Annotated in this window: 14 protein-coding genes and 1 tRNA gene; 8 read left to right on the top strand and 7 right to left on the bottom strand. The window is 58.1% G+C overall.

Annotated elements, in window-relative coordinates:
- The first annotated feature begins 55 nt into the window (after window positions 1-55).
- Window positions 56-3,550 carry a TonB-dependent receptor gene (locus VFU66_RS07975; protein WP_326445709.1) on the top strand — a complete coding sequence of 1,165 codons (3,495 nt, stop codon included), beginning with the start codon at window positions 56-58 and terminating at the stop codon, window positions 3,548-3,550.
- Window positions 3,551-3,636: 86 nt separating this feature from the next.
- Here the strand turns inward: VFU66_RS07975 and VFU66_RS07970 are convergent, their stop codons facing one another.
- From VFU66_RS07970 to VFU66_RS07950, 5 genes are all read right to left on the bottom strand, one after another.
- Window positions 3,637-4,785 carry a phosphatidylinositol-specific phospholipase C1-like protein gene (locus VFU66_RS07970; RefSeq protein WP_326445708.1) on the bottom strand — a complete coding sequence of 383 codons (1,149 nt, stop codon included), beginning with the start codon at window positions 4,783-4,785 and terminating at the stop codon, window positions 3,637-3,639.
- A 140-nt stretch (window positions 4,786-4,925) separates the two neighbouring features.
- Complete coding sequence (locus VFU66_RS07965; protein ID WP_326445707.1) at window positions 4,926-8,348, bottom strand: TonB-dependent receptor; 3,423 nt, start codon at window positions 8,346-8,348, stop codon at window positions 4,926-4,928.
- Window positions 8,349-8,980: 632 nt separating this feature from the next.
- On the bottom strand, window positions 8,981-9,766 hold the full coding sequence (gene lpxA, locus VFU66_RS07960; RefSeq protein WP_326445706.1) for an acyl-ACP--UDP-N-acetylglucosamine O-acyltransferase: 786 nt from the start codon (window positions 9,764-9,766) through the stop codon (window positions 8,981-8,983).
- Window positions 9,763-10,290: a 3-hydroxyacyl-ACP dehydratase FabZ gene (fabZ, locus tag VFU66_RS07955; protein WP_326445705.1), complete on the bottom strand. Its 528-nt coding sequence runs from the start codon at window positions 10,288-10,290 to the stop codon at window positions 9,763-9,765. Before fabZ ends, lpxA begins: the two co-directional genes overlap by 4 nt.
- Before the next feature lie 24 nt (window positions 10,291-10,314).
- Entirely contained in the window at window positions 10,315-11,172 is an 858-nt protein-coding gene (locus VFU66_RS07950; RefSeq protein ID WP_326445704.1) for a hypothetical protein, read from the bottom strand.
- A gap of 169 nt (window positions 11,173-11,341) precedes the next feature.
- On the opposite strand from VFU66_RS07950, the gene VFU66_RS07945 reads away from it, so the two are divergent.
- The gene (locus tag VFU66_RS07945; RefSeq protein ID WP_326445703.1) at window positions 11,342-11,725 is read left to right on the top strand and encodes a DoxX family protein; all 384 of its coding nucleotides are present in this window, start codon (window positions 11,342-11,344) and stop codon (window positions 11,723-11,725) included.
- Between the two features lie 14 nt (window positions 11,726-11,739).
- On the opposite strand, the gene VFU66_RS07940 is transcribed toward VFU66_RS07945, so the two are convergent.
- Window positions 11,740-12,201 (bottom strand): MmcQ/YjbR family DNA-binding protein, encoded by a 462-nt coding sequence (locus tag VFU66_RS07940; protein ID WP_326445702.1) that lies wholly within the window; start codon window positions 12,199-12,201, stop codon window positions 11,740-11,742.
- A 21-nt stretch (window positions 12,202-12,222) separates the two neighbouring features.
- Between VFU66_RS07940 and VFU66_RS07935 the strand changes: the two genes are divergently transcribed.
- From VFU66_RS07935 to VFU66_RS07920, 4 genes are all read left to right on the top strand, one after another.
- A complete protein-coding gene (locus VFU66_RS07935; RefSeq protein WP_326445701.1) occupies window positions 12,223-13,122 on the top strand; it encodes a TIGR03435 family protein in 900 nt (299 codons plus the stop codon).
- Window positions 13,123-13,199: 77 nt separating this feature from the next.
- Window positions 13,200-14,441: a tyrosine--tRNA ligase gene (gene tyrS, locus VFU66_RS07930; RefSeq protein WP_326445700.1), complete on the top strand. Its 1,242-nt coding sequence runs from the start codon at window positions 13,200-13,202 to the stop codon at window positions 14,439-14,441.
- 114 nt (window positions 14,442-14,555) lie between these two features.
- Window positions 14,556-15,368, top strand: a complete 813-nt coding sequence (locus VFU66_RS07925) for a hypothetical protein (protein ID WP_326445699.1) — start codon at window positions 14,556-14,558, stop codon at window positions 15,366-15,368.
- Between the two features lie 32 nt (window positions 15,369-15,400).
- On the top strand, window positions 15,401-18,088 hold the full coding sequence (locus tag VFU66_RS07920) for a ribonuclease R family protein (RefSeq protein WP_326445698.1): 2,688 nt from the start codon (window positions 15,401-15,403) through the stop codon (window positions 18,086-18,088).
- Here the strand turns inward: VFU66_RS07920 and VFU66_RS07915 are convergent.
- A complete protein-coding gene (locus VFU66_RS07915; protein WP_326445697.1) occupies window positions 18,085-18,564 on the bottom strand; it encodes an anthrone oxygenase family protein in 480 nt (159 codons plus the stop codon). The two genes, VFU66_RS07920 and VFU66_RS07915, sit on opposite strands and share 4 nt — an antisense overlap.
- A gap of 69 nt (window positions 18,565-18,633) precedes the next feature.
- On the opposite strand from VFU66_RS07915, the gene VFU66_RS07910 reads away from it, so the two are divergent.
- A complete protein-coding gene (locus tag VFU66_RS07910; RefSeq protein ID WP_188760017.1) occupies window positions 18,634-18,906 on the top strand; it encodes an oxidative damage protection protein in 273 nt (90 codons plus the stop codon).
- Between the two features lie 92 nt (window positions 18,907-18,998).
- A tRNA-Pro gene (locus VFU66_RS07905) sits at window positions 18,999-19,075 on the top strand.
- The last annotated feature ends 303 nt before the right edge of the window (window positions 19,076-19,378 follow it).

Here is a 19,378-nt window from a genome sequence, read left to right as displayed (position 1 = left end):
TCAAACTATAAGGTTCTTGTCCCCGTAAACTGCACTTCATTCTCTGGAGGTTCAAGTGAAATCGCTTAAACTGTTAGCGCTCTCATGCGCGCTCCTGCTCCTGGCCCTGCCCTCGACGCTCTCGGCCCAGGCAGTCAACGCCACCCTGCTCGGCACTGTAACCGATCCCACCGGCGCAAGTGTTGCCGGGGCAAACGTCACCGCCACCCGGGTGGCAACCAGCACCAACTACACCGCCGTCACCAACGACAGCGGCAACTATACAATTCCCAATCTTCCTCCCGGTACCTATAGCGTCACTATCGAAGCCAAGGGCTTCAAAAAGTCCACTCAGAAGAACATCGACGTGCTCATCAACTCCTCCACCCGCGTCGACATTGCCCTCGTCACAGGCAGCGTCTCTGAGAGCATCGAAGTCACCACCGCGCCTCCGCTGTTGCAGACAGACCGCGCCGACATCAGCACCAAGCTCGAGAGCCATCAGCTTCAAGACCTGCCCATGAGCACTAACCGGAACTTCCAGTCACTGCTCAACCTGGTCCCCGGAGCCGCGCCCGCGGTCTACCAGCACTCGCAATTCTTCAATTCCGCAAGCTCGCTACAGACCGAAGTCAACGGCCAGGGCCGCCTCGGCAATCTCTACCAGATTGAAGGCATCGACGACGATGAGCGCACCGGCCTGCTCCAGATGATCATCCCGCCCGCCGAGGCCATCCAGTCCGTAGACGTCTCCACCAACAACTTCGACGCTGAGCTTGGACGCGCCATCGGAGCCGTCACCAATGTCACTCTCAAATCCGGAACAAACTCCTTTCACGGTTCCGTCTTCGAATACATTCAGAACAACGCTGTCAACGCTCGTTCCTACTTCGGCGGCCCCCTTGGCCATCTCTCCTACAACTACTATGGTGGCAGCCTCGGCGGCCCGGTCCTCAAAGACAAGCTCTTCTTCTTTGGCGACTACCTTGCTACGTCCGACCACGAACAGACCAGCGGAACCTACACGATTCCGGATCCGCGCTATTACACGCCAAACGCGAACGGCTTCATTGACCTCAGCGCCGCGCTCACTGGCACGCCCAACGCGAACGGCTACCAGAGCGGCCAGATTTTCGATCCTACGACCGGCGACGGCACTGCGCAGCACCCCCGTAAGCCATTTGTAAACAATCAAATACCATACTCCATGGTCAATCCGGTGTCGCTCGCTATTCTAAAGGGAGTGAATCAGGCCGCTCCTCTCCATGGGAAGCTCAATCCGACCAAGCCTCTAAGCAATCCCGCAAACAACTACACCAACACTCTTCCCTTTACCAAAGGCGCAAAGAGCTTCGACGTCAAAATGGACCTTGCCATGAACGAGCGCAACCACCTCAGCGCCCGCTACAGCTTCCAGCGCGTGAATGTATTCCAGGCGCCGGCCTTTGGCTCTTTCCTCGGTGGTCCCGGCGGCGGCGCCTTTGAGGGTACAGGCATCACCACTGGTTACAGCACAGGCTTGAACTACGATCACGTCTTCTCGCCCACCCTCTTCACCGAGGTGCGCTTCGGCGTCGGTCACGTCCGCAACGTCGCCCAGCCCAGCAACTACGGCTCCAACGATGCAACCACTCTCGGCATCCCCGGAGTGAACATTGCCGGCCAACCCTTCACTTCGGGGCAGGTAGGCATCACCATCAACGGCGGCTTCTCCGGAACACTCATCGGATACTCCGCTTCACTGCCCTGGATCCGCGCCGAATCGAACATCGACTTCGTCAATAACTGGACCAAGCTCATTCACAACCACTCCATCAAGTTCGGTGGAGACGTTCGTCGCGTTCGCGACGATCTTCTTCAGGACCAGACCTTCAGCCCTCGCGGCGTCTTCAACTTCTCCGACGTCCAGACGTCCGACTCAGCCGCCGCCGGAAAAACCAACATCGCCAACGACCTCGCCAGCTTCCTCTTCGACATCCCCAGTTCCGCAGGGCGCGACCTCAACACCTTCTTCCCGGCCTATCGCCAGTGGTGGATCTTCGCCTACGGAACCGACAAATGGCAGGTCAGTCCTAAGCTCACTCTGGACCTTGGTGCTCGCTGGGAGTTTTACCCTCCCGCAACACCACGAAAAGCCGGTGGCTTCTCCAACTACGACCCGGTCAAGAACCAGCTCGTCATCGCGGGCGTGGGCGGCAATCCCTCCAACCTCGGTCTGCCCACCATCTACCACTACTTCGCTCCGCGTACCGGATTCGCCTACAGGGCAACAGACCAGCTTGTCATCCGTGGCGGCTTCGGCATCAGCTACATGCCATTTGGCGACAATACCTACGCCTATAACTACCCCGTACGCGCAAACAACGCCTATGGTTTGACAGGCTCTTCCCCTTACACTGGGACGGTTCTCGCCGATGGCATTACACCCGCCACCTTCCAGAACGGCTTCCCGGCCCCTGTTCCCATTCCTATTCCTTCCAACGGCATCATCCCCACCAATACGCCAACTCTGATATCCCAGACCTACTACCAAATCCCAAAGTCCTATAGAAACCCCATGGTTGAATCCTGGAACGTCGCTGTCCAGCAGGCGCTCCCAGGTAACATGTCCCTGCAGGTCGCCTACGTCGCTAATCACGGCAGCCACCAGTCTGTCAGCCAGAACATTAACCTGCCGAGGACCTACGGCGGCGGTAATGCATCTGAGCCCGAATACCACTGCGTCGGCTGCCCCGATAACAATGGCAAGGGACCGTACCGCACAGCGGCTACCAACGTGTACTTCCTGGGCTTCTCCTCGAACTACCAGGCTCTTCAGGCACAGCTTATCCGCAGAACCTACAAAGGCCTCTCCTTCACTAGCGGCCTGACCTGGGCCAAAGGCATGGGTTACGCAACGGGCGGCGATGACAACGGCGGCCTCACCTTCTACGCCGACCTCAAGAGAAACTACGCGCCTAACGACTTCGACCGCACACTCAACTTCGAGCAGAGCTTTACCTATGAGCTGCCCTGGGGCATAGGTCACAGCCATCTCAATTCAGGCATTGGAGCAGCCGTCCTCGGTGGATGGAAGCTCTCCGGCGTCGTCTCCATCGTCTCCGGCACACCCTTTACCGTGACCGCCAGCGGCAGTTCACTCAACACTCCGGGAACGTCACAAACCGCGTCCCTTAACGGCAGCTTCAAAGTTCTCCACGGAATCGGCACCAGCACCCACTGGTTCAATACCTCTTCCTTCTCGCAGCCGGCAGGATGCACTACCCCCTATCCGAACTGCGACGCAACCGTCGGCCTCGGCAACACAGGACGCAACCAGTTCCGCGGTCCTGGCTACATCCAAGACAACCTCTCCCTCTTCAAGAGCTTCAGGATCTTCCGTGAATCCTCTCTGACGACGGGGATCCAGGCCACACAGCTCAGCAACACGCCGCAGTTCTCCAACCCGAACGGCAGCTTCACCTCAGGCAGCTTCGGCCAGATCACCGGCACAGTCGGCAGCGGCCAAGGCGGCGTCAACTCAATCGGCGGCGGACGCTCACTGCAAGCATCCGCCCGCATCGCCTTCTAAACCTGAGCCAGCAAAACAACCGGGCCGCCCAATCATCGGGCGGCCCATTCCTTTTCATGCAGTGAATCTCAGGCTAAATTAACCCTCTACTTCGTCACTGGGGTCTCGCCCAACAGCGTATCCACGCACCCCGCCGGCTTCGTCACCGGATTGCACCGCGCCACCAGCCCATTCGGAAACTCCACTACGAACTTCGTCCACGGCGAAGGCTCCGAGCGGGGATAGTCCGTGCTAATCATCTGCGCGCCGCTGGCCAGCACTTCGTCGCGCCGTCGCGTGTCGTTCGTGCGCGCCTCCTCTGTGCCTTCGTCCGAGCGCGTCCGCACCAGATACCCCTGCTTCACGAGCGCATTGATCTCCGCCGGGGTTCCCTCGTTCTGCTCCGTAAACGCCGCATCGGGAGCGCCAGGCACGGCGTTGGTGAACAAAATTCGTCCACGCAGTGAAGGATGTCCTTCCGTATACAGCGTCTCCTCCTTGCGCTGATCCATCAGGAAGACAACCTTGCCGCGCGCCTCGGCCAGCGTCGGCCAGTTGCCCGCAAGCACTGCTTCATTGAGTGTCTTGTACTTCCCGCGCACATCGTCCGGCGTCACCATCTCGCTCTTCGAGAACACCGACAGAATTGCCTTGTCCATCCTATCCAGAACGGCGGGAGTAAACGGAAGCGCCTTCGCAGCGTTCGGAATCTCCTCGACGTCACCCTCCTTCGTCTCCACCAGAATGAAGATCGGCAGGTGATGCGGATGCGCGCGCGACCACTCCCGCACCTCCGTCAGGCAGGTCACGAAGAGATGGCACGTGCTGCGCTGATCGAAGCCCTGCATGTGCATCACCTTGAACCCCGGCTTCTCCATCTCGTGATACGGATCGAAGCTCGGGCCTGGCGGAAGTCCTGTCTCCTTGACCGCATCGTCGAGCCACAGATGTGCGTACCGTCCACCGGACGGGTCGGCAAAGATGTCGAGTTCAATCTGCCTCACTCCGCCCGAAAGCTGGTCGGCCAGCGGTGCATGATGATAATCGAGTCCATGCAGCGCCTTCGGGTTCTTCATTTCCAGAAACTTCCGCTCGCTCGGCGCAAACCCCGCGTGATAGCTGTTATGTGAACCAATCACCTGAATCTGGTTCAGCCTGACCACCTTGTCCTGTGCCGCCGCGTTGTTCTCCTGGGCCCCGGCAACCACGCACAACATGGCGCCCAACGCCACACACACCGCACCACGCAAAGCCATATTTACCTCAATTCAAAAATTAGATTTCAGATCAAGAGTTGGACTTCATCACCATACTGCAAACGGCTACGGCGCCGCACCTCCCGCGTGCGACACCGTAGCCGTCAAATACCACTTCGTTGTTCCAACGTCCCTCCGGTTTAGAAGATAATCTTCGCCGCCAGTTGCAACTGCCGTGCCGGATACGCCGAGGAGATGGAGCCGAACGTGCCGTTGCTTACGTTTCCATCCGGTGCCTGATAGTTGACCTTATTGAGCACATTGAACGCCTCGGCGCGGAAGTCGAAGGTCGATCCCTCTCGCCACAGCGGAAACGCCTTGTGCAGTCCGAGGTCTGTCTGGAAAAACGCCGGCCCCACAACCATGTTGCGCTGCGCATTGCCGATTGGGTAGCCGGACGTAGGCGCTGAAACGCCGATGGGTGAGGTGGGGGTAGCCTTCAGCAAATAGCCAGTCAGAGCGGTCGCGGTCTTCACACGGTTCGACGCTGGAGCAACGGCCCTTCCATTGACGTTAGGCCGATACGTGTATAGGTCGGTGACGTTTGTGGTCGTCGACGTGCTGTTGTTGTACGTAAGGTTGGTCGGCAGGCCACTGTTCATATTGTTGATGACGGTGATCTGCCATCCGCCGAGAAGCGAGTTAAGGGCATACGGAGAGTTGGCCCCGAAGCGGCGTCCCCGGCCATACGGCAGATCGTAGATAATCGCCGTCGTGTTGTTCAGCGGCTGGTCATAGTTCGATCGGCCGTAGTCACTCATCGGGTTCGCCCAGTTCACGCGCGAGTTATCTCCATTGCTCGTCTCCAGGTGCCCACCCGATAAATCGAATGTGCGTCCCCATGTGAATGAGTTGAGCAGATACACGCCGTTCCCATAGCGTTTCTCCACCTTGAACTGGAGCGAGTTGTAGTTCGAGATTCCTCCGCCCCACGCGATCTCGATGTCTCCGAACGTCGGGATCGGACGCCGCGCCTTCAGCGACTGGGTGCAATTTGTCGCCAGCGCCGCCGTGCAGAAGGCCGCCTGGTTATAGTCGGCAAGGATCTGTAGGTGCGTTCCCTTGCTCCCGACATACGCCACGTCCATCACAACCTGCCCCGGCAGCTCACGCTGGACCCCGAGGAAATAGCTCTGCACATACCCGGTCTTCGTGTTCGCCGGAATGTACCGCGATGTCACCAGCGCCGGATTGAAGGCTGAAGGAGCGGTTAGGTTGACCGCATAACCCTGCTGCGTCTGGCGGAAGCACGTTGTCTGGTCCTGCGTGTCGCCAACGCAGCGATTCGTCAAGCTTGGCTTCGGGTTGTTGATGGTTGCATTCACAACGTTCGGCCCGTTGTACGTAAGGTTGTTCTCACCGCCCGCGCGGTTGAACTGCGTATAGCTGATTCCATACCCTGAACGAATGACCGTATTCGGCGTCGCGCTGTATGCAAACCCCAGACGCGGCCCGAAGTTAGTCAACGGCATATTGACCAGCGCGCGGTCGTAGATCGAGCCGCTCTTCGCCTGGATCAACGTGTTCGTCGCCGGATTGAAGTTGGCCAGCTTGTTGTTCGCCTCGTACTGCGGCGTTGCCAGTTCGTAGCGCAGGCCTGCGTTGATCGTCAGGTTCGGCATCACCTTGATGTCGTCCTGGAAGTACATGAAGTTCATCCGCTGGCGCACCGACGCGATGAAGAAATTGGTCAGTGAGTAGGAGCTGCGGTTCCCCAGCATAAAATCTGCAAGGTTCTGCGCCTGCTGAAGCTGCGAAAAGGCATCTGCTGGAGTTCCTGGTGCAGCGGAGAATTTCCCAGCATAATTGTCCTGGCCGTAGCTCGGGTTGTAGTCGTTGATCTGCGTATTGATCGCCTGGTACTCATACCCAACCTTCATCGAGTGCTTGCCGTGGACCAGCGTGTAGTTCACCTTCGGATTCAGCACCGAAGGATTCTGAAACTGGGGACTAGCCGGTTGCGTGCCGAACTGCGAGAACCCGGTCACGCTCTGCGCGTTCAGGCTGCGCACAATGATCGGATCCGTCGGAATGCCGTTGGTGATTCCATTCGCGATCAGCAGGCTCGGGTTGCCCAAGCCATACGGAGACTTGCCGCCTTCGTTATGGCCGATACCCACACGCACATCCAGCAGCGATGCCGGCGTGATCACCCACGTTGCGCCGACCGCAATCTGCCGATTGTACAAATGAACGTTGGCATTCGCATTGCCGCCCGCGATCCCGCCGAATGTCGGCGGATCGAAGATGGCCGTCTGATGCTGGCTGTACACGCCAAAGATGCTGAGTTTCTGGTTGAAGGTGTGATCGATACGGATGTCGCCTTTGTTATCGTTGATCGTGCCGCGCGGGAACGCGGAGAAGTTGTTGCTATAAGCCGCCTGCGTATTCGACGCGGCGCCGTTGTTCGGACCAGGCAACGCAGCCAGAACGGCCTTGGCGAACGGAATCTGGTCGCTCGTCGGGATCACGCCGTTGGCGTAGATCTGCCCGGTTACGGGGTTCTGCACCGGGATCGGTTTTGTTGTTCCGTCGGCATAATGCACGAGGAACGTTCCCGTGCGCTGCTCCATCGTCGGCAACGTCGACGTACCATACGACAGCGCAATCTGCCGCACACCCTCATAATCCGCAAAGAAGAACGTGTGGTCGCGCCAGATCGGCCCGCCGAATGTCCCGCCAAATTGATTGCGGATGAATGCGGGTTTCACTCCGGAAGACGGACGGAAAGGCCCGATCGCATTGAACACCGTGTTGCGGTTGTAGTCCCAAGCCCTACCGTGGAACTGGTTCGTCCCGCGTCGGATGCTGGCGTTGATCACCGCTCCCGAGGCACGTCCATACTCTGCGCTGTAGTTGTTCGTCTCGAGCCGAAACTCCGAGACCGCATCCGGCGACGGTGGAATGTTCTCATTCGCAAATCCCTGGTTCGACGTGCCGTAGGAGTTATTATCCAGACCGTCCAGCAGGAAGTTGTTGAACGCGCTGCGCTGCCCATTCACGTTGAACGACGCTTCGCGGCTCGTTGTGGACTGGTTCTCCAGAAACGACTTCCGCACCCCCGGCGCCAGTAGCGCCAGATCGGCATACGACCGTCCGTTCAGCGGAAGGTTCTCGATCTCCCGCGTGCCCACCACCTGCCCGCGCGAACTCGTCTCCGTCTCAAGCACCGACGGCGCGGCAGACACCGTCACCGCCTCGCTCACCGAGCCCGGCTTCATCAGCACGTCCACCCTCTGCCGCGCGTTTGTCGTCACCGTAAACGGCTCCGTCTGGACACGCTGAAAGCCGCCCGCCTCGGCCGCAACCGTGTAGCTGCCGATCGGCACGCTCGAAAACTCGTACCGCCCGTCTCCGTCGGAGGTCGCCTTCTGAGTGATCCCCGTCGCCTTATTGGCAAGCGTCACCGTGCTGTTTGGAATCGCCGCGCCGGACGAGTCCCGCACGTACCCCAGCACCGAGGCCGACTCAAATTGCCCATACGCGCTCACCCCAGCCAACAACAACAGCGCCATCGCCAAACTGAGCCAGCGCCACGCACAGGGCTGGATCGTCCCGCGCACCACTTCAGATAATGTTGTTCTTTTTTCTGTTCGCATTCTGGCATCCTCAAATGGTTGGTAAAAAAATCTATCCACAGCCGTCATCCTTCCGCATACCTTAGCCTGCATCTCAAAGGAAACAGGCCTCGGCCTTGCGGCCTTCTCATGGGTGATTGCCCAAAACACTACCCACTCCGTCATTACACTGTCAACAGAAATCGCATTACGACATCGATAACGTATTTATACCAAAATCCTCGGTATCTCATTATTAATAAATGGAATAAGCAAAATTAACAGAATGTTTAGCGTAAACTTATCTGGCTAAATGAGCCAGCCGGTCTAATGTCGTGGACCAAAGGCCGCTCAGACTCTGTTGCGTCATTCTAGGGTAAAAACCGCATCAGCACCTGGTCTAGATTTCAATAGGACTGCACACCATCATCTTTCGCTGCGTTACCGCTTAAGTCGAGCGAATCCTGAAGGCAGGCCACGGGTCAGGCATGAGATTGCTGAAAGAGCCATCTCCTTAATATTTAGCTCGTAGAGCGCGCAGCAAGAGACGCGAATCAGCCCGTCAGCTCTATTTATTCGCACATTGCAGCAGTGTCAGATGGGGTACAAGCCGTAGCTCGATGAAGATGCTGCCTGCGTTACTTGATAACGCCGCGGTCACTCTGAGCAATGAAGTCGGCAAGATAGACCACGTGCTCGCCGAATTCTCCGGCAGCAATTTTTTCGCGGATTGCTTTCAGGGCCTCCGTGGTGTTCAGCTTCGAGGCTTGCAGCAAGCGATAGGCGGCGCGCAGCTCCTTGAGCTGTGCCGGAGTGAAGCCACGGCGTTCAAGGCCGACTTTGTTCAAGCCATAGGCGTGGTTGTTGCGCTCAATCGACGTGAGCGAATAGGGCAGCACGTTCTGCGTGATTGTGGTGCCTCCGCCGATGTAGCTGTACTTTCCGATAACGCAGAACTGGTGGACCGGGCAGAGCGCGCCGACGACAGCATAGTCCTCGACCGTAACGTGGCCGGCGAGCGTGGCGGAGTTGGCCAGAATACAGCCGTTGCCGATGGAGGAGTCGTGGCCAATGTGCGTGTAGGCCATGATGAGGCAGCCGCTGCCGACGCGCGTAACGCCTCCTCCTCCAGTCGTCCCACGCGAGATAGTGACATACTCACGGATCGAGTTGTTGTCGCCGACCTCGCAGCGCGTTGGCTCGCCTGCGTACTTCAGGTCTTGCGGCGCGATGCCGAGGCAGGCGAAGGGAAAGATGCGGTTGTTGCGGCCGAGTGTAAGGTGGCCGTCGAGGACGACATGGGAGATGAGCTCACATCCTTCGCCGAGGACCACATTCGGCCCGATGGTGCAGTAGGGGCCTACTGCACAGCTAGCCGGGATTTGCGCTCCTGGCTGAACGATGGCTGTGGAGTGTACGCTCACTCGGGCGCGGCCTCGGAGTGGGACTTCTTTGCCGCGCGGGGAACGAGCGCGCACATGACCGTCGCTTCGCAGACAACTTTGCCTTCGACGGTTGCCGTGCCTTGCATCCGGACTGCGGTCGAGCGCCAGTTGAGCACCTTAACCTCGATGCGGACCTGATCGCCAGGAACGACTGGGCGGCGGAACTTCGCGCTGTCTATGCCCGTGAAGACCATCAGCTTGTTGTCGCGGTCGGGAATCTCGGTGAGCAGCAACGCGCCGCCAGCCTGGGCGATGGCTTCGACCATCAGGACTCCGGGCATGATCGGATAGTCGGGAAAGTGCCCCTGAAACTGCGGCTCGTTGAAGGAGACATTCTTGATGGCGACAATGCGCTGTTTGCGCTCAACTTCAACAACCCGATCGATGAGAAGGAAAGGATAGCGATGGGGCAGGATGGACATGATCTCGACGATGTCCATCGTCCGTGTGTTGGCCTCGGCGGTTTCCGGCGCGGCGGCAAGGGTTGCAGTCGAATCGCTCATAGCAACCCTGAGTATAAACTCCGACTACTTTTTCTTCAGCGCAATGTCAGGGTTGAAGAGGTTCTGCGCGAGCCCGGTGTTGTACTGGATGCTCGTAATGAAGGTCTGGGCGACCATCTCGCCGTTGTGGTAGCGGGTGACGGTGTAGGGTGTGGGCAAGCCCTGGACAGTATGGTAATCGTCGTACTCTTCAACATCGTGGTCATAGTCGTTGAAGGTAGTGTTGCGCCATTGGAAGGAGCGGCGCAGCGGCAGGTGGGTGTTGGCGTCAAGATCGAGTGTGACGGCATCGTTATCGGCCCCGAGGATGGTGACTTTGTCGGCCATCCGCCGTTCGACCATGGACGTGCCACCGTAGAGCACCATCACGCCAGGTGCTTTAACCCAATCCTTGACGATGGACTCAATGGAGTGGGCACGACGCCGGTAGAAATCCTCGACCTGTTTTTGAGGCAGAGTGGTTTTCCCCTTATAGGTGATCTCATAGCCGGTCTTGTCGCGCCAGATCTGAACGACGTCAATCTTCTTGCCGGGCATAATCATGCCGCGATCGGTGAGGAAGCCGATACGCATGGCCTCCGGGCGATTGGGACCGGGAAACTGACGGGAGAGCTTGAATTGGATGATGAAGCCGTTCGGTTGTCCCTGGAAGAAGGCGGAGGACTGACCGCGCTCCTCCATGTCCTGCCGGTTGAGCCACGCCTCGCCGCCAAGCGCCGTAACCATCTCATCAATGAGCTGGCTGCCGCGCTGTTCCTCGTTCTGGCCGGAGGGCTGCGCGGGCGAGGCGCTGGGAATTGCATTAGCCTGCGCCCGAAGCGTCTGCGCGGGGAGAGCAATCAGGGCCAAGGCAAGGACAAGCGAGAGGATAGCGCGTTTCATTCAGGCTCCGCTTCATTCGACGGCAACCGGACAGCGCCGGAAGCAGTAATTTTCTGCATATTTGACGCTACTGAATCATCTTATCTTGGCGCAAGGTGACGGGCTGCAGGATCCATTCGGCCCGTAACTCGTAAAAGCCGGCCAATTCCTTTGTTATGGAGAGTGAAGCATGAAGATTGCTGTTTTAATAGCTAGAATCCTGCTGGGCCTCGTGTTCTTTGCATTCGGCCTGAATTTTTACATTCACTTTATGCCCGCGCAACTGCCTCCGGGCGATGCAGGCACGCTGATGGGCGTGATGTTCAAGCATGGATGGTTTGCGTTTTATAGCGTCCTGTTCGTCGTTGGCGGGTTGCTGGTTCTGATTGGGAGGTTCGTGCCCGTCGGTCTTGTACTGCTGGGGCCGATTCTTGTGAACATCCTGTTATTTCACATGACACTGAATCCGTCCGGTATCTGGCCCGGTCTGGTTCTGACTGTACTGGAGATCTTCCTGATCTATGCGTACAGGGAGCACTTCAAGGCCTTGTTTACACCGGGTTGGATCCGCTGAGTTCGGTTTAGCGGTCAGCGTTTCTCTGTCTTGAGTTTTTCCTTTGCCATACGGAGCTTCCTGCTCTCGGCGATGAGACGCTTTTGCGCTTTCGCGGGCATGGCGAGTGCGGCGCGGGTTTTGGGTGGGAGCTTGGCGGCGGTAATTTCGTAGGCCGCAGCAAGCTGCTGCTCCCACTCACTGGAGCGGAAGACGCTCCATCGCTCGACCGCTACCCAATGGATGCGCGCCATATACGGTGCAGGCGAGATGCCCTCGATTTCGAGAAGCTCCGCGTAGCGTTCCGGACCGGCGGAGTACGAGATGACATGCCGGTGCTGGCCGTCGTCCAGATTGACGAGCGCGAACATCTTGCCGCCGATGGCCTTGTCGCCTACCCAGAAGACGAGATTCGCACCCCATTGCATGGTCTCGACGACGTGAGGAAGGGTGAGGAGGTAGGCGCGGATGCGTTCGGCGTCCATGGGAGTGAGCATAGGAGCATGTTATCGTTTTGCATGAACCAAACCCCTTTCAGCCGGAAAGTGTTGCTGATTGCGGCTGGTTTGATATCTGTTGCCGTTCCCGTTATATCTGGGCAGAAGATCGCTTCTGTGTCGGCGACGTCATCCCAGGATGCGGCCCGCGCGTACACGCCGACGCTCACCTTTGATGTTGCATCGATCCGGCAGAGCCCCGTTGCGGATTCTTATGTGGTCGGGGGATTTTTCTCGCCTCACTCCAGTTTGTTGCGTCTGACAAACTTCGACGTCAGGAACCTGCTCAGCATGGCATACGGTGTCCGGTGGGATCAGATAAGAGGTCTGCCGGATTGGGGCGTGATGTTCAATATCGAGGCAAGGTCGGACAGCGCCGCTGATGAACGATTGGCAAAGTTGAGCAAAGCTCAAGAACTGCTTGAAGATCAGCACATGCTTCAAGTGCTGATCGCCGACCGCTTCAAGCTGAAGGTTCATTGGGAGACCCGGGAAGGCCCGACCTACAACCTCGTCGTAGCGAAGAATGGACCGAAGTTGAGAGAAACCAGAAACGAGCCACCAAGCCCGGAAGAGGTTAAGGGCTGGGGCGGCCAACCCGTACCCCGTCTTTACCAGCAGGGCGATAGTAATGTTGGGTTTGATTTCATTGCCAACGGGTGCTCCATGGAGGATATCGTCGGTATGCTGGCAGAACAATTTGGCCGTCCCGTTTCGGATAAGACTGGGCTTACCGGCAAATATGACTTTACGCTGCGGTACCACGGCGTCCGTTTGAGCGACAGGCCCGCCGATGATCTGGATCCTGTCCCAACGCTCGATACAGCGATTCAGGACCAGCTTGGGCTGAAGCTGCTGCCGGCAAAGGGCCCTATACAGATCCTCGTTGTCGACCATATCGAGCGGCCTTCGGAGAATTAGTACCGCAGGTCAGTGCGCCATGACCGCTCTCCTCGATCTTTGGCTGGCGAATCTTTCCGGTCTTTATACTGTGGAATATGCCCACATTTCCATCGCTTGAAGAACAGCTTGACCTGATTACCAAGGGAGCATCTGAGATTATTCCGCTGGATGCGCTGAAGGAGCGGATTGCGAAGTCGATTGCCACTGGCGTGCCCATGCGCATCAAGGCCGGGTTCGACCCGACTGCGCCTGATCTGCATCTGGGCCATACGGTGCTGATTCGCAAGCTCAAGCACTTTCAGGATCTCGGCCACACCGTCATCTTTTTGATCGGAGATTCCACAGCGCTGATTGGCGACCCGACCGGGCGCAATGTAACGCGGAAGCCGTTGACTCCCGAGCAGATCCAGGCCAACGCGGAGACGTACAAGGAGCAGGTATTCAAAATACTCGACCCCGCGAAGACCGAGGTGCGGTACAACTCGGAGTGGCTCGACAAGCTAAGCTACTACGACATAGTGCGGCTGCTAGCGCAGTTTACGGTGTCGCAGATGCTCGAGCGCGAGGACTTCCACAAACGGTTTGACGCGGAGCAGCCGATTGCGCTGCACGAGATGATCTACCCCATCGCACAGGGTTACGACTCTGTGGCACTGGAGTGCGATGTCGAACTTGGAGGCACGGACCAGAAGTTCAACCTGATGCGCGGCCGCGACCTACAGAGGCACTTCGGCCAGCCGCAGCAGATTGTGCTGATGACCTCGATCCTCGAAGGCCTCGACGGCGTGCAGAAGATGTCGAAGTCGCTGGGCAATGCGATTGGCATCCACGAGCCCGCGGCTGAGATGTACGGCAAGCTCATGTCGATCTCCGACGACCTGATGTGGAAGTACTGGACGATGCTCACCGACAAGCGCGGGTCTGAGATTGAGGCGATGCGGGCCGACGTGGCCAGCGGCAAGCTGCATCCGATGCAGGCCAAGAAGAATCTCGCGTGGGAGATTACGCGGGACTTCCACACAGCGTCCGAGGCGGATGCTGCAGCCGAAGGGTGGGCGACGCAGTTTCAGCAAAAAGGCGTTGCCTCCGATCTGCCGGTAGTCGAAGTCTCGCGTACCGTGCTAGGGGAAGAGGACGGCGGCGTGCGCGTGTCAAAGTTGCTGCAACTCGCTGGGTTGGCCAGTTCAGCGGGAGAGGCAACCAGGAAGATCGGCGAAAACGCTGTCAGTGTGAACGGGGAGAAGTTCTCCGGCAAACTGCTTGCGAAAGATGTTCTAGGCAACGAACCGGTATTACGACTGGGAAAGAAGAGCGTTCGTGTGCAATGGGTGGACTGACCGCGCAAGTGCGCCCGAGATGTTGAAAAGATAGGCAACCAATGTTTTTTCATGGTCTTGCGCTAACATGGACGCTTGGAAGAGCATCTCAAATGTATGCGGACTCGATGGTGGTTGCGTGTTCTGGTTCTTACGGCTATAGCAACAGTCTGCGCCTCAGCCTATGCGCAGGATGCGAAGCAGATTGTGCAAAAGGCGGTCGAAGAAGAGTTGGCCGCCAGCAAGGCCGACCACTCCCTGTGGCGCTATCGCGATAATCGGAAGGACGCGGGCACGGTCTACATCGTCGTTCAGACTTCTCAGGGCAGCGTGAAGGAACTGGTTGAGCGCAACGGCCAGCCGCTTTCCGCATCCGATGCTGCCGCAGAGCACCAACGCGTTGAGAATTTCATCCACAGCCCCTCGCTGCTTCGCAAGCAACAACGTGACAGTGCACAGGACGACAAGAACGCCGAAGACCTGCTGCGGATGCTGCCCAACGCATTCGTATGGAAGGTCGTGAGTGATACCAGCGACCTGACGACGCTGAACTTCGAACCCAATCCGAATTTTGATGCGCCCGACATTAAATCGAGGGTAATGGGTACGATGGCCGGCGAGATGGTCATCGACAAGAAGTGGCATCGCATTCGCACGTTTAAAGGAATGCTGACGCAGGATGTCTCCATCGGTTGGGGCATTCTGGGTAAGCTGCGCAAGGGCGGCACCTTCGATGTGGAACGGCGCGAGATTGCACCGGGTATTTGGCAGATTGTCGAGACACACGTTCACATCAACGGTCGCGCGCTGTTCTTCAAGAGCATCGGCGAGCAGCAGGACGAGATCTCATCGGAGTTCACGCGCGTGCCCGACTCCACGACACTTGCAGAGGCCCTCGAGTTGCTGAAAGCCCCGCTTGGCGAGCACTCCGATCCGCCACGGAAATGATTGCCGCCCGCAAGGCAGTATGCTTCTGACTGATGGCAAAGACACCTTATCCACAGACTGACCGCGAACTGATGCGCAGGATCGAACGTTCACCCGGCCATCGCGCGGGATATAAACAGCTTGTCCGCGAGCTTGGACTGGGCGGCGGGCGTGCTCGCCGGTTGCTGCTCGAACAGCTTGCCAGAATGACCGCGCGCGGCGAACTGGTGAAGCTGGACGCGGAGCAGTGGGCCCTTCCTTCAGCTGCACCGGAGAAGACAGCGCGGCCCTCACGTGGTGCGGGAGAATCTACTCCGCAGTTTCGCGCCACACGCGATCGGCTAATTGCAGGGCGGCTGGACCTGCATCGGGACGGTTATGGATTTGTTCGGCCCAACGGAAGCACCAACCGGGAAGATGATCTGTTCATTCCGCCCAATGAGTTGGGCGGCGCGATGCAAGGCGATGAAGTGCTGGCGGACGAGGCTCCACGCGGGCGAGATGGGCGACGCTCGGGCCGTGTAGTTCGTGTGCTGACGCGGCGAAACCAGACTGTGGTGGGCGTGTTTCACTATGCCCGCTCGCACCGCAGCAGAAGCGCGTGGGAAAACCCCCCGCTGGTCAACGGAAACTACATCACGCCACTCGATGAACGGATGACGCAGCCGATTCTGATCCCGGACGGGGCCGAAGTTGCGGCGATTCTCAAGGACAGCCCACATCGCGTGATGGGCAAAGAAGCCCTGACGCAGCAGGCACATTGGACTTCGCTCTTGTCTGGGAAGATCGACCTCTCGAAGCCGCTGGAAGGACTGGCAGTTGATGTCGAAGTGACTGACTTCCCTACGCCGGGACGCCCGGCACGCGGGCGTGTCATCGAGGTGCTGGGGCCTCCCGATGCGTTTGGCGTGGATGTGGAGATCATCATCCGCAAGCACCACCTGCCGTACACATTCCCGACGAATGTGCTCGCTGAGGCTCAGGATTCAGCAACGCAGACTGTAGAGACGCTTGACGAAGAGAAGCTTGGCCGGCGGCGCGACTTTCGCGGGTTGCCGATTGTCACCATCGACGGAGAAACGGCACGCGACTTCGACGATGCCGTGTTGGTGCGGCCGCTGCCGAACGGAAACTGGGAACTGCAAGTCCATATTGCGGATGTGAGCTGGTATGTGCGGCCTGGAACGGCGCTGGACCTGGAAGCGCGCCTGCGAGGCACATCTGTCTATTTCCCGGACCGCGCGATTCCTATGCTGCCGCCTGAACTTTCGAGCGGAATATGCAGCCTGCGTCCGGATGAAGACCGGCTGGTTCAAAGCTGCGTGATGGAGATTGACGCGCGCGGCGAGGTGCTGGGGTATGAAGTCTGCGAAGGGATCATCCGCAGCGCAAAGCGAATGACCTACACGCAGGTGCAGGCAGTGCTCGATGGCGACCCCGTCGCGCGTGCAGAGTTTATCGCGCTGGTTCCGGAGTTCGAGAGGATGCATGAGCTGGCCCTGAAGCTGAATCAGAAGCGGCAACGGCGCGGCTCCATCGACTTCGACTTGCCTGAGCCGGTGATCCAGTTCGATCCCGACGGCAATATGCAGGCCATTGTGCGGTCGGAGCGCGGATGGGCGCATCGGCTTATCGAAGAGTTCATGCTGAGCGCCAATGAGTGCGTTGCGCACTGGATTGAAGCGCAGGGAGTACCGAGCATCTATCGCATCCATGAGACTCCCGATCCGAAGCGCCTCGTGGAGTTTGAGGAGACAGCGAACCAGATGGGCTACTCGCTCGGCCTGAGTAATCTGCCTATAAAACGCATGCAGATGAAGGCCGATCGCCGCGATGCCCGCGGACGAGGACGCGAAGTGAAGACGCACGAAATCGTGGAAGCGATTCCAGTAACTCCGCAGATGTACCAGCGGCTGACGGCGAAGATTGAAGGCAAGCCGGAGGAGCGCATTCTGTCCTACCTGATGCTGCGTTCGCTCAAGCAAGCGCGCTACAGCGAGAAGAACATAGGCCACTTCGCGCTGGCTTCGCCCAGCTATACGCACTTCACCTCGCCCATCCGGCGGTATCCGGATCTGATCGTGCATCGGTTGCTGCGCCAGTTGATTCAGGACGGTGCGGACACGCGCGGCGGAACGATACTATCGAGCGATCCACAGCCGTGGCAGGCGGCACAAAACGGCAAGAAGATCGAGCGCATAGAGTTGCGCGCGGCGGAAGGGCCCATTCCGTCAGCAGAGTTGGATGCGATTGCCATCGAGTCGAGTCAGAGCGAGCGCCGCGCCGATGATGCCGAACGCGAGCTGATCGAATGGAAGAAGATTCGATTCATGGAAGACCGTGTCGGAGAAGACTTCAACGCGATCATCCTTTCCTGTACGAAGTATGGATTCTTCGTGGAACTGGACGATCTTTTTATCGAGGGCCTGGTTCCGATTGGAACCCTGCAAGATGATCGCTATTTCTTCCGGGATACCGACCGCCAGATTGTCGGGACGCGGAACGGACGTGTCTACAAAATGGGACAGCCGGTGCATGTCCTGCTCGACCGGATCGACCGGCAACAGCGCCGACTGCAATTCGCGCTCGTGTCTTCAGAAGAAGGTACGGCAAATCAGCAGCAGGCATTACGAAGGAGCAAGGCTAAGCCCTCTGATATGAAGAAGGGTTCAGGCAAATCCGGCAAGACGAAATCCGCCATGCCGAAGCAGAGCAGGAAGTCTCACGGTAGGCGTCGTTAGCGTGCGGAGGCAACCGTACCCTCGATCAACCCAGTCAGCAGCATCGTCAGCGAGAGCGCGAGGATGGTCACGCGAAAACGGTGAAACTCGTCCCAGCGGCAACGGTCGCGGAGCCAGCTACGGTGAGGCTGTTCGGGATTCATGCCGGCAATGCGGTTGTTGATGGGCACAAGACTGGTGACGGTGAACAGAATCGCAATCGCCCATAGGACAGTCGAAGAGAAGATGAGCAGCCCAGGACCTGAGCTGATGCGTCCGTGCTCAAAGGCCGCACCTGCCATCAGCAGGAGCGCGAGCGCGTACCAGTAGGGCATGAATCGGCCCAACGAACTGGCCAGGAGAGGCGCCGTCTTTGCATGGGTCGTGTCGCTCAAACGATGGAGTTGTGGGTGGACGAAAGCAGCGATGGCAAACTCATTGCCCACCAGCGTTCCAGCCACAGCCGCGGTCAAAACATCGTATGCAATCGCCGTCATAGAGATTCGATGCGGCAGGCCAGCTAAAGGCATCGTAAAATAGAGTCTGCAAAGGAGCCGAAGCACGCGATGGCACATATGGTTTTTTGCACCAAATATAAGGCAGAGATGGAAGGCCTGGACGAGCCGCCGTTTGACTCGGACTTCGGCCAGAAGATATACAAGAACGTTTCGAAGAAGGCCTGGGCAGCTTGGGTGGAGCACCAGAAGATGCTGCTGAACGAGTACCGCTTGCAGCCGTGGACTCGCGAGGCGCAGGAGTTTCTGGTCGAACAAATGAATGCGTATTTTTTCGGCGAGGGCAGCGCATTGCCGAAGGAGTATGTCCCTCCATCTCAATAATTGACTGGCCCAGCGAAAACGGGCCAGTCAGTGTACACTTAACTCTGTTCGGTACCCCAGTGCCGCCCGCTTGGGTGGTGCCCTGAACGAGTCGGGACGTGGCTCAGCCTGGTAGAGCGCACCCTTGGGGTGGGTGAGGTCGCTAGTTCGAATCTAGTCGTCCCGACCATTCCTCAGATTTGGCCCTTCTGACAATCATGTCGAAGGGCTTTCTATATGTAGGCACGACACTTACGGCATCTACCGCGCAGTTCGAAAATAGCATTCTGAGCAATTTGGCTTTTTCGGTCGAATTCTGCGAAACATACAGTAGATAGGCCTTATTTGCGAGTTCTAGAGCATTTTACCCATAGGTATATCACTTGATTCTTTTCCTGACGTCTTGAGTCTGCGAGTGTGAGTCATGGCTCGTGCGTATAGCGATGATTTGCGGCGGAAGGTGTTGCAGGCGTATTTGGGTGGCAAGGGAACG

The organism is Edaphobacter sp., assembly GCF_035763405.1.
In the GTDB taxonomy this organism is placed as follows: domain Bacteria; phylum Acidobacteriota; class Terriglobia; order Terriglobales; family Acidobacteriaceae; genus Edaphobacter.
The sequence above is the reverse complement of the archived record's forward strand: the minus strand, read 5'-3'. Positions and strand labels throughout refer to the sequence as shown.